This is a genomic window from Saccharomonospora azurea NA-128 (assembly GCF_000231055.2).
GTDB classification, from domain to species: Bacteria; Actinomycetota; Actinomycetes; order Mycobacteriales; family Pseudonocardiaceae; genus Saccharomonospora; species Saccharomonospora azurea.
The window spans coordinates 3,719,722-3,730,423 of the sequence record NZ_CM001466.1 but is presented as its reverse complement, the minus strand read 5'-3'; the positions used below and the strand labels follow the sequence as shown (position 1 = coordinate 3,730,423).

Annotated in this window: 9 protein-coding genes and 1 other RNA gene; 2 read left to right on the top strand and 8 right to left on the bottom strand. The window is 71.0% G+C overall.

The window, feature by feature from the left end:
- The 5 genes from SACAZDRAFT_RS17145 to SACAZDRAFT_RS17125 all read right to left on the bottom strand — a co-directional run.
- Positions 1 to 1,554 (bottom strand): hypothetical protein (locus tag SACAZDRAFT_RS17145; RefSeq protein ID WP_005443780.1); only part of this gene is annotated, 1,554 nt, incomplete at its 3' end.
- A complete protein-coding gene (locus tag SACAZDRAFT_RS17140; protein ID WP_005443779.1) occupies positions 1,551 to 4,463 on the bottom strand; it encodes an ATP-binding protein in 2,913 nt (970 codons plus the stop codon). The genes SACAZDRAFT_RS17145 and SACAZDRAFT_RS17140, both read right to left, overlap by 4 nt.
- A gap of 3 nt (positions 4,464 to 4,466) precedes the next feature.
- Positions 4,467 to 4,946, bottom strand: a complete 480-nt coding sequence (locus SACAZDRAFT_RS17135; protein WP_005443778.1) for a hypothetical protein — start codon at positions 4,944 to 4,946, stop codon at positions 4,467 to 4,469.
- Positions 4,947 to 4,961: 15 nt separating this feature from the next.
- Entirely contained in the window at positions 4,962 to 5,225 is a 264-nt protein-coding gene (locus tag SACAZDRAFT_RS17130) for a hypothetical protein (protein ID WP_005443777.1), read from the bottom strand.
- Between the two features lie 502 nt (positions 5,226 to 5,727).
- The gene (locus SACAZDRAFT_RS17125) at positions 5,728 to 6,591 is read right to left on the bottom strand and encodes an SCO6745 family protein (RefSeq protein WP_005443776.1); all 864 of its coding nucleotides are present in this window, start codon (positions 6,589 to 6,591) and stop codon (positions 5,728 to 5,730) included.
- A 128-nt stretch (positions 6,592 to 6,719) separates the two neighbouring features.
- Here SACAZDRAFT_RS17125 and SACAZDRAFT_RS23880 point away from each other — a divergent pair, with 128 nt between their 5' ends.
- The gene (locus tag SACAZDRAFT_RS23880; RefSeq protein WP_232286290.1) at positions 6,720 to 6,917 is read left to right on the top strand and encodes a methylase; all 198 of its coding nucleotides are present in this window, start codon (positions 6,720 to 6,722) and stop codon (positions 6,915 to 6,917) included.
- 505 nt (positions 6,918 to 7,422) lie between these two features.
- On the opposite strand, the gene rnpB is transcribed toward SACAZDRAFT_RS23880, so the two are convergent.
- The 3 genes from rnpB to SACAZDRAFT_RS17105 all read right to left on the bottom strand — a co-directional run bounded on the left by rnpB (position 7,423) and on the right by SACAZDRAFT_RS17105 (position 9,777).
- Positions 7,423 to 7,819: RNase P RNA component class A (gene rnpB, locus SACAZDRAFT_RS22120), an RNA gene on the bottom strand.
- Positions 7,820 to 7,846: 27 nt separating this feature from the next.
- Complete coding sequence (locus tag SACAZDRAFT_RS17110; protein ID WP_005443774.1) at positions 7,847 to 9,043, bottom strand: bifunctional RNase H/acid phosphatase; 1,197 nt, start codon at positions 9,041 to 9,043, stop codon at positions 7,847 to 7,849.
- On the bottom strand, positions 9,040 to 9,777 hold the full coding sequence (locus SACAZDRAFT_RS17105) for a zinc ribbon domain-containing protein (protein ID WP_005443773.1): 738 nt from the start codon (positions 9,775 to 9,777) through the stop codon (positions 9,040 to 9,042). Before SACAZDRAFT_RS17105 ends, SACAZDRAFT_RS17110 begins: the two co-directional genes overlap by 4 nt.
- A gap of 219 nt (positions 9,778 to 9,996) precedes the next feature.
- On the opposite strand from SACAZDRAFT_RS17105, the gene SACAZDRAFT_RS17100 reads away from it, so the two are divergent.
- The gene (locus SACAZDRAFT_RS17100; protein WP_005443769.1) at positions 9,997 to 10,665 is read left to right on the top strand and encodes an IclR family transcriptional regulator; all 669 of its coding nucleotides are present in this window, start codon (positions 9,997 to 9,999) and stop codon (positions 10,663 to 10,665) included.
- Positions 10,666 to 10,702 lie beyond the last annotated feature (37 nt).

Here is a 10,702-nt window from a genome sequence, read left to right as displayed (position 1 = left end):
GGGACGGCCGCGCCCGTCCCCGAGAGCCCCACCCGTGCCCCGCGTGGCCGCACCGCCCTCGGCGGCGTCCTCCTCCGCGACGTTCTTCCAGAACTCGTCCTGCGGGCTGGGTTGGTCGCCGCCACGGCGGAAGCGGGAGAAGAGACCGCTCTTCGGGGTCGGCACCGCCGCACCGACCATGCCGACCGACATCTCCACCATCTGCCACAGCCGTCGGCCGGGTTTGCCGACCATGAACAGCAACACGGTGACGAGCCCCGCGACCGCCATCTGTGTGAGCATCGAGAGCCCGCCCGCGTCGAAGACGGCCCGCAGCAGCAACGCCTGCACACCCGCGAGGACCGACAGCACGAGCAGGTTGAACGCGACGGTGCCGACGACCCGGCCGACGCGGCGCAGGATGTCGTGGTGCAGGATCGCGACCAACCCGATCAGCGGCGCGGTCAACGTGAACACGCGCACCAGGATCTGTGCCAGCAACACCGCCGCCTTCGCGAACAGCTGGAACAGCGCGTAACACAGGCTCTGCAACAGCGAGAGGAACCCGACGCCGGTACGGCTGCCGTCCTCGCCGGTGAAGTTGCCCGTCACCGGGCCGAGCTGGGTGGCGATCTCCCGGTACGACGACTTCTTCTCCTCGATCACGGCCTCGTCCGCGTCGTCGCCGTTACGCACCTCCTCCCACCTGAAGGCCTGCGCGTCGAGCAGATCCCGGCCGTACTGCTCGGCCTGCGGCGCCTCGTGGTCGCCGAACTCACCGCGCAACCAGTTGTTGTAGACCACCTCGTTGTGCAGGTCGGTGGGCAGGACGTGCCGCACCACCCGGTCCTCGGTCTCGTCGACGAAGCCCGCCTGGATGTTGGTGGTGGTCTGGACGATGGCGCGGTCGATGTCGTCGTAGTAGCGCAGCAACGCCAGCGACGACGCGGCCAGCCAGACGCCCCCGATCGCGAACAACGCCCGTTTGCTGACCGTGGACAGATCGCCCCGCCAGATGTTGCGGAACAGCAGGATCGCCAGCAGCAGCGCGAACAGCCCGAACAGCTGGGTGTAGACGTTGTCGTAGACGGCCTTCGCGCCCTCCGACACGGCGTTGTAGATCGGGTTGAGCAGCCCGCCTTCCAACACGGTGTAGTGCAGCGAGTTCGTGGCGCCGACGATGTTCTTGGCGATGTTGAACAGCTGGTTGCCCGCCCACGTGTCGATGGTCGACTCCGGTGAGCCGAGGCTCAGCACACCGTCGTCGCAGTCGTAGACGTGCCAGACCATGCCCGCGTAGCTGTAGTCGAGGTAGGCGCTGCCCGCCTCGCCCTTGACGCCGGGCTCGTCGATCTCGCCCACCATGCCCGCGCCGGGACGCTCGGGGTTCGGCACCTCGCAGCCGTCCTGCGCCGACGCCGGTGCGGCGATCGTGAGTTGGAGTCCGAGCACCGCGACGACCATGGCGAGCGCAGGACCCCTGCGCCTCACCGAGCCGCCACGACGACGCGTCCGCACCGCCCGCCACGCCCACGCGCAGCAGACGACGGCCACCAACGTCATGATCGTGTTCATGCCGCGCCCCTGCCGGTGCCACCCTTGCCCGCTCGCGCGGGCTCCTTCTCGACCGCCTTGTCCGTCTCGTTCGTCGTGCTCGCCTGGTCCGCCCGAGAAACGGCCTCGGTGTCGGCCAGCAGGGCCTCCTCGGTGAGGCCCACCTCGCGTTCCGCAGCGCGTTCGAGCTCCTCGTCCAGCTCCGGCGCCGGATCGGGCGTCGGCACGCCGTGCGCGTCGTCCCCCTCGTCCACGGGCCGGTCGGAACGGGCGGGACGTCGATCGCCGTCCGGTACGGAACCGGGTGTGGTGTCCAGGGCCGCGCGCAGGTGGTCCAGGTGCGGGCCGGAGAAGTCCACCCGGATGCGCTCGACCCCGCCGGCGCCGTCCGCGAAGACGAACTGCCGCGGCTCGGTGTCGCGCTCGACGTCGCGCCGCGTGCCCGGCCTGCGGCCGAGCGCCGCGACGACCTGCTCGTAGCCGACACCCACCGGCACCTTCAGCAGGCGCAGCGCGTCCGACTGGGTCTCGTCGTCGTCGAGCCGACCCACGAACACCGAGTCGAGCAACGCGACGAAACCCTGGATGCGCAGGAAGTCCGCGGGGATCTGCGAGGACAGCAGCACCCGCACGTTCCACTTGCGGGAGTCGCGCGCGAAGCGGTTCATCAGCACGCGCCCGGTGGGCACCTCGGACAGGAAGAACGCCTCGTCGATCCAGACGCCCTTGCGTTCCTTCTTCGGCTTCTCGTACACCGACCGCTGGGTCAACCACGCGGCGAGGTTGAGCATCTCCACGCCCAGCGCCTCGGCGTCGGTCCAGTGCTCCCGGCCCACGCCCTCCTTCGGCAGCGTCAACCCGGCCATCGTCAACACCGTGAGCCGGTCGTCGCGGCTCTCCGAGTACGGGTCGGCGTCGGCCTCCGGGATGAGCAGCGACATGCGTTCGCGCAGCTCGTCGAGGAAGTCCGCCACCACAACGGCGTGTTCGTGGTGTTCGCTCGCGTCGCGCCGCAACGCGTCGATCACCTGGCCGGGGTCGGCGTCGTAGCGACCGCCGACGGTGCGCACGGCGCGCAGCAGCACGATGCGGGTCTGCGGCATGCGCGCCACCTCGTACGGCAGCACACCCGTGAGGACGTCGAGCACCAGCCTCCGCCGGGTCGCCCCCGCCAACGCCCGCTCACGTCGCCAGGCCCGCTCGGGATCCTCCTCGTCGAGGAAGTGTTCGAGCTGCGGCTCGGCCACCACCCGGTACGGGTTCAGAATGCCCGGCTGGGCGTTCAGCAGGTTGATCGGGCGCGCGTACGGCCGGATCTCCGGCAGCTCGCACAACGCCGAGAGCGGACCCGACGGGTCGAGGATCGTCCAGTGCGCCCCCGCCCTGAGTGTTTTGTAGACGATGCCGCCGCCGAGGAACGACTTGCCGCCACCGAGGCCGGCCACCATCGCCGTCAGCCCGGAGCCGTCGCGGACCTCCTGCGCCATCCACGGGTCCCACGCCACGGGCTTGCGCGTGGCGGTGCAGGTCTCGCCGAGCAGGATGCCGCGCCGGTCACCCACTTCGGCGGTGGCGGTGGGCACGGCCGAGGCGGCCCACACCACCGAACCACGCCGGAGGTACGCACCCGAGGACAACGGCTCGCCGGGAATGAACTCCCGCGCGAGCGCGTACTGCGCCTCCGGGTGCTCGATGGCGACCTTCGGCTTGTAGAGATCGAGCAGCTGCTGCGCGAGCCGCAGCGCGTCGCGTTCCGTGGGCCCCGACACCGCGAGCCGCCACCACGACCGCACCCGCGTGGCCAGGGCCGTGAAGCCCGACGTCATCTCGTCGTCGATCTCCAGCACCCGCGACGCCTGGCGGGCCAACGACTGCGGTGGCTCCAGATCGTGCTCGTCGGTGTAGTGCTTGACCTGCGACCGCACCTTGTTCATCTGCCGCTGCAGCTCGCCCGCGACCTCCTCGGGCCTGCGGACGTAGATGCGGGCCGACCACTCCACCGCCGACGGCAACCGGTCGGCGTGCTGGACCCACGGGTCGTCCACCTCGGGAATCGAGAGGCCGTGCATCTGCCCCACCGTGAGCACGGCGACGTGGCGCGACACGCCCGCGTTGGAGCCGGTCCGGCCTCGGACCGTGACCGTGGGCGCGTAGGGCTCGCAGTGGAAGTCCGCGGCGTCGGTGAAACTCGCGAGGTCCTCCGGCTCCCACTCGGAGCCGGGCACGGCGGGCATGTTCCTCGGCGCGGGCAGCCCGAGCGAGCACGAGCGGTGCATCAGCCAGGACATCTCCTCGGCGTGCACCGGTCGCCCCTCCAGGCCGGGAGCACCGATCACCTGGTCGAGGTGCTCGACCTCCGAGTCCAGCGCGGCCAGCTCGGCGTCGACGGCCTCGGGCAGGATCTTACGCAGCAACGGCGCGGCGCGTTCCACCGCCCGGTCGACCATCCGCCTGGTCTGGACCTGGACCCCCAGGTAGACCTCTTTCTCCGCCATCGAGCGGCCCATCAACTGCTGCTGCTCGCCGACCAGGTAGTCGTCGAACGACAACGCGCCCGACACGTCCGGCGGGCGGTTGTGCGCGTTGTGGACGTGCGCCTCCGCCCACATCCTGATGGGATAGGGCCGGTTGGTGACCCGCAGGTGCATCCACCGGCCCTGCAGCTCGGCGTACTGACCGGCGATCGCGGCGATGAGGTCGCGCCGCTGTGAGTCCGACCGGAACGACCAGCGTTGCGGCGCCAGCCGGTACCACGCGTACACCTCCTGACCCGTGCGCAGGAGGTGCCCGTCGATCGAGCGAGCCGCGATCGACGGCGTGTAGCTGGGAATGGCCGCCTCGCCGGGGAGCCGCCTGCCTCGGCGGCCGCTCTCGGCCTGTTGCGCTGGTGCCGGGTACTGGGCCTTCCGGCTACTGCCGCGACCGAACAACGACTACCTCCCGACCGCCGCCGGCGGGCGACGGCGCGCTCGTGCTGGGCTGTCTGGCGGATACGGGGCGGGTGGCGGGGCCACCCCACGTCTGCCTCCGCCTCGGCGTCTGGCTCGAGGTCGCGGCCGCTCCCGGTTGACTCTGATCTTGCTCGCGCTCGCGGCACCTCCCGTGGGAGTCCGACGTTCCCGAGGCGCGTGCAGTTCGCGGAACCACATCGTGAACACGGCACCGAGCGGACGCTCGTGGCTGATCTTCGACGTGATGATGCGGGTGAGCGCGATGGTGATGACCAGCCCCCACGCCGTGGAGAAGAAGTCGAAGCCGATGCCGATCTGCCGCTCGACGGCCAGCACGACGAGGAACAGCGGGACTCCCACGCCCCACGCCACATAGCGCGCACGCCACGGGAACGTGGCCTTCGGCGGCCCCAGCCAGACTGCGTCGACGCGGTAGATCTCGTCGTCGGTTCGGATTCGCACCGCGCGTGCCCTACGTCAGCTCGTGAAGAGGCTGGCGAGCCACTGACCGACGTCGACGCCCATCCCGCTCACGGCGAGTCCGATGATCGCCAGAGCGATCACCACGCCCGCGAGCCTGCGCATGACGCCCGCGTTGTCGCCCTTGCCGCCACCGAGCCACAGCAGCAGCAGCGCGACGGACAGCAACACCAGCGGAATGATGTTGTCGAGAATCCAGTTCTGGACGTTGCCGGTGTCGAGCTCGGCCTGCGCGAGTGTCGCAAGCGTCATCGTGGTCATCGCATGCTCCCGAGTGCCCGGGGTGTGTGGTGCCGTACACGGATGTGCGCAGCGCTGATCGTCCGGCACGTGCCGTGTTCATCCAACATCATGGCGTGATGACGGATGGGGGTCAAAGGTCTGGTCCGGCACCGTGCCCCGTCCACCGGACCTCCCTGCGTGACCCCACACACCGGGACGTGCACGTCCCCCAGTTCGAGGACGCCGCCGTGACGATTCGCACGGTGCCCGCGCGGGTGTCCCCCGGCGTGCCCGAACTCACTCATGCGCGTCGACGCCCCTTCACAGTGTGTGCCGAAAGTCCCTCGGTCGGTGACCGCTAAGACAGTGAATCATGCCTCGGGCCGGTTGCGGCACGGAGATCACAACACTCGCGCTGCCTGCCCAGGCAGCGGGTCCGGACCTCATCCGAACGGGCGTATCGCCCACGGCGATCCGACCGAGCGACCCGCGCGGCCGGTCACGGGCCGTGACACCTCGCCCGGCGAGGGCGGACGCGGACCTAGCCGCGGGCGAACAGCTCGCGAGGGATGCCTCCGGCCTTGAGCAGCGTCCGCGACAGCGGCTTGGCCAGCTCGACGATGCGGCGAGCCTTGTCCTCGCCGAGCTTGCGGTAGGGGGCCGTCGCGGCCGCGTCGGTGCGCTCCTCGACCGCCGCCCGCAGCGCGTGCCCCGCGTCGGTGAGCGCGCCGGTGTCGTCGAGCAGGCCGCGCTCGCGCAGCGCGTCCTCGGCGGCGGACCACTCGGCCTCCGTCCAGCCACGCGTCTCGCGGGCGACGTCGGCGCGGAAGCTCTTGCCCGTGGCGATGTGCGTCACGAGGGCGTCGAGCCCGGACAGCCCCTCGGCGACGAGCGCGGCGATGTGCCCGTCCCCACGGAACTCACGCAGGAGGGTGGCGGCGTGCCACAGCCTCGCCACGGCACCGTCCGGCCAGTCGAGGTCGGCGTGCGCGGCGAACAGCGCCCGCCCCTCCGCCGGAGCGTGCCCGGCGGCCTCCCGCAGCAACTCCCCGAGCTCCCCGACCTCGGGCGAGTCCGCCGCCTCGCCGAGCAGCCTGCGCAACCCGGCCTCGGCGGCGGAGAACCTCAGGTTCACGACCTCGGCCGGAGCCACCACCCGCCATGCCTCGGGAATGTGGCGCTCCACGAGCTTCGGGCTGAAGTTGTAGAACGTCGCGGTGACCACTGTCGCGCCCACCGGACCCAGCGGCGCGGCGCGGCCGGCGAAGTACGCCCTGCGCCCCGCCTTGAGACCCGCACCGGCGAAGGTCTGCTCCATCTCGGGCGAGAAGTAGACGAAGGCGTGCAACGGCTCCACCGCGTTGTGGCAGCGATGGGCGAGTTCGCGGGCAAGCGCACGGTCCATGGAGCACACCCTAGGGCCGCGCGACTCCGCCGGGAAGATCCACAAGCACGCGCGACATCGGTTGCTCCGCTCGTGTGCCGGGAGGAAATCCGGTGTCCGAGGGAGATCGGCGGCCATACCCTGCCAGCATGAGCGACCAGCCGCACCGCCCACGGATGCCGGCCGAGCGGGTCGAGCAGATCCGCCGCTGGCACGAACGCGCCTACCGCGACGAAGCGGGCTTCGACCGCACCGTCGTCGCCGAGCGGAGCCAGACCAAGGACGGCTGGACGGTCGACTACCTGACCTTCCGGATGACCCCGCGCCCCGAGTGGACGACGGAGTGAACCGAGCTGTGACGCAGACGCGGACGACCGGAGTCGTCGCCGCGCTGCTCGTGACGGAGGCGGTGCTGAGAACGGCTCTGCACGCTGTCGAGTGGTACGACGCCGTTCTCTGGCACCGCTACCTCACGGGACAGCCGGTCTCGTTCGACGAGATCGACACAGCCGACGGTATCGGCGCTCTCGTGCTGTTCCTGCATCTGCCGACCATGGTCGCGGCATGCGTCGCCGTCGCTGTGTGGCATGGGCGACGCCGGCGCGGAACACGAGCCGCGCTCTGGTTCGGGACGGTGGCCTGGTCGGCCGCGTGGGCGCTCTCCGTGTACACGTGGCTTCTGCACCACAGTGGTCATGACGTCGACTCACCGACCCCGACAACGCTGACGAGCGCGGGAGTGGTGCTGCTGTGCTGGGGCACGACGATCCCACTGGTGCTGGCGTGCCTGGGACGCGACCGCCCGCCCGGTGATCACGAAAAAGCGCGCCACGACCCGCTCTCGCACGAGAGAGGACGAGTTGGCATGTAAGCCGGATTCTGTCCACGCCCGCCTCGCGGCGGACGCTGGGCGACCATCCATCTTGGCCTGCCGTCGCCGACAGGCTCCAGCGGCCTACCCGCAGGCATCGGACGGGCCGCCCTCGAACGCCTGCGCAGGAGCCTCGCGGCTCCCTCTTGGCCTTGCTCCGGGTGGGGTTTACCGAGCCGCCCCGGTCACCCGAGGCGCTGGTGGTCTCTTACACCACCGTTTCACCCTTACCCGGCCGAGACGGCCGGGCGGTCTGTTCTCTGTGGCACTGTCCCGCGGGTCACCCCGGGTTGCTGTTAGCAACCACCCTGCCCTGTGGAGTCCGGACTTTCCTCGACCGAAGGCGACACCTTCGGCCGCGGCCGCCCTGCCAACTCGTCCTCACTGAAAAGCGTACCTCGGCCGCTACGTGAGGTGGCAGGTGTCGTTCACCAGGCGCACCGACGCGTTGCCGTCGGGGTAGAGATCGACCAGCGACAGCGACGCGAGATCGAGGTGCAGGCGGTACAGCAGCGACGGGCCGACGTCGAGCGCCGAGCGCAGCAACGACTTGATCGGCGTGACGTGACTGACGATCACCACCGTGCTTCCGCCGTGACGGGCCACCACGTCGCTGCACGCCCTGCGCACCCGGCGGTGCACCTCGTCGAAGCTCTCACCGCCCGGCGGCCGCACGGACGCGTTGCGCAGCCAACGTCGGTGCAGTTCCGGATCGCGCTGCGCGGCCTCGTCGAACGTGAGGCCCTCCCACTCCCCGAAGTCGGTCTCCCGCAGATCGCGGTGGGTCTCCACGCGCACGCCGAGGGCGTCGGCCACCTTCTGCGCCGTCCGGGTGGCCCGGGTCAGCGGCGAGGAGACCACCCGCACGTCCTCACCGAGGTCCTCCATCGCCGCGATGCGCTTCGCCGCCGCCTCCGCCTGCCGGGCACCCAACTCCGTGAGGCTGACATCGCCCGATCCGGAATACCGGCGGTCGACGGACATCGGAGTCTGGCCGTGGCGCAGGAGAAGCAGGCGGGTCGGGGCCCCGCGGGCGCCGGTCCAGTGCGTCGGCGACCGCTCCCCGGTGGGCTCCCGATCACCCTCACCCGCCGACTCGACGACCTGCTCCCGGGCAGGGTCCTCGGGCGTGTCCCGCGTCCCGGCACCGGCCTCGGAGGGGGTGTCGGCGCGGCGCGCCGGCGGCCGCCCCTCGGCCTGGGCGTCCATCGCCTCGTTCGCCAGGCGGTCGGCGTGGGCGTTCTTCGCCCTCGGCACCCACGTGTACGTCACGCGCTCGAAGCCGCTCGCCACCTCGCGCGCCCGCAGAGCCAGTGGTTGCAACGCCGCGTTCTTGATCTTCCAGCGGCCGCTCATCTGCTCCACGACGAGCTTCGAGTCGAGCCGTGCCTCCACAGTGGACGCACCGAGCTCCGCCGCGGCCTCCAGACCCGCGATGAGGCCCGTGTACTCGGCCACGTTGTTGGTGGCGATGCCGAGGCCGTCCTGCCGTTCGGCCAGCACCTCGCCGGTACGCGGGTCCCGCACCACCGCGCCGTAACCGGCGGGACCGGGATTGCCCCGCGACCCGCCGTCGGCCTCGACGACGACCCCCGAGATCACAGGCCGGACTCCAGCGTGCGCACCAGGATCGCGTCGCAGTTCTCGCACTGCACGACCTCGTCCTCGGCCGCCGCCTTGATCTCGGAGATCGCGCTGCGGTCGAGCTCCAACTGGCAGGCGCCGCAACGGCGGGCCTTCAGCAGCGCGGCGCCGATGCCCTTGTGGGCACGCACCCGCTCGTACAGGGCGACCAGGTTCTCCGGCAGCATGGGAAGCAGGCGCTCGCGGTCGGCCTCCCGCCGCGCCTGCGTCGTGTCCAGGTCGGCCAGCGCCTCGTCCCGCCGCTTCCGGGCGTCGGCGAGTTCCTGCTCGATCTTGTCGACCTCAGCGGCGGTGCGCTGGACGTCGGCGTCGACGGCTTCCTTGCGCTCCATCAGTTCGAGCTGATCGTCCTCCAGCACCGACTGCCTGCGCGCGAGCGTCTGCAGCTCGTGTTCGAGGTCCGCCAACTGCTTCGCGGACACCGAGCCCGACGCCATCAGCTGACGGTCGCGGTCGGCCCGGGCCCGCACCGACTCGATCTCGCGCTCCTGCTTGGCCACGTCGCGTTCGAGGTCGGACGCCGTCGTCTGCACCGACACCAGCGCGTCACGCCGTTCCCGCAGCCGCTTCTCCACGTCCTCGATCTCGGCCAGCTCAGGCAGGGTGCGGCGGCGATGAGCGACGCGAGTCAGCTCGGCGTCGGCCTTCGCCAGGTCGAGCAACTGACGCTGAACGGCGGGTTCTGCCTTCACTGCTGTCTCCGTTCGTCCTCGCGGGTGCGATGGTTCGCTTGCATCGGGGACTCGCCCCGCCCCACCTCTGCGATCCTCCCACAGGGCGCGAACCCACCGAGCGCACGCGCCGCACGCCGCCGCCGTACTCGGGCGCGGACCGGTGCGGGCGTGCTGCGGTGTCCTCACCGACGGTCATCGGGAACTATCATCGGGACCACCGACACGATGAGGAACCGGATGAGCACCCTGCAGACCCTCGACCGCGGCCTGCGCGCGCTGGACATCATCTCGCAGAGCCCGACAGGTATCTCCGTGGCCGAACTGGCGGCCGAACTGGGCGTGCACAGGGCCATCTGCTACCGCATCGTCGCCACACTGGAGGCGCACTCGCTGGTGGCCCGCACGGACTCCGGCCGGTTGCGGCTCGGTGTGGGCGCCGCCGTGCTCCTGTCGCGGTTCGAGCCGCAGTTCCTCCACGGTGCCCGTCCGGTGCTCACCGAGCTCGCCGACCGCACCCACGCCACGGCGTTCGTCGCGGCGGCCGAGGGCTCCGAGTGCGTCGTGCTGATGGTCGCCGAGCCGAGCGACGCCATGTTCCGGGTCGGCTATCGGGTCGGCAGTCGCCACCCACTGCACCGCGGCGCGTCCGGGATCGCCATCCTCGCGCTGCGCCCACCGAACGAGCGCGATCCGGAACCCGTACGGCAGGCCCGGCGCGACGGCTACAGCATCACGACCGGCGAGCTCGAACGCGGCGCGGTCGGAGTCTCGGCGGGCGTCCCCGCCGACGGCCAGTCGCTCGAACGCAGCGTCGGCGTCGTCGCCCTCGAAGGGCTGGACACCGACAAGGCCGCCGCCGCCGTCGTCGACGCGGCACGGCGCCTCGCCCGGCTCGTCGCGACCTGAGCCGGACCTCTCCGTCGCTGTCTGCCGCGACCGGCGA

What these genes read in the sequence shown, in the direction of transcription:
- SACAZDRAFT_RS17100 (WP_005443769.1), top strand. Translation starts at nt 9,997, where the DNA reads ATGAGCACCCTGCAGACCCTCGACCGCGGCCTGCGCGCGCTGGACATC.
- SACAZDRAFT_RS17125 (WP_005443776.1), bottom strand. Translation starts at nt 6,591, where the DNA reads ATGGACCGTGCGCTTGCCCGCGAACTCGCCCATCGCTGCCACAACGCG.
- SACAZDRAFT_RS23880 (WP_232286290.1), top strand. Translation starts at nt 6,720, where the DNA reads ATGAGCGACCAGCCGCACCGCCCACGGATGCCGGCCGAGCGGGTCGAG.
- SACAZDRAFT_RS17130 (WP_005443777.1), bottom strand. Translation starts at nt 5,225, where the DNA reads ATGACCACGATGACGCTTGCGACACTCGCGCAGGCCGAGCTCGACACC.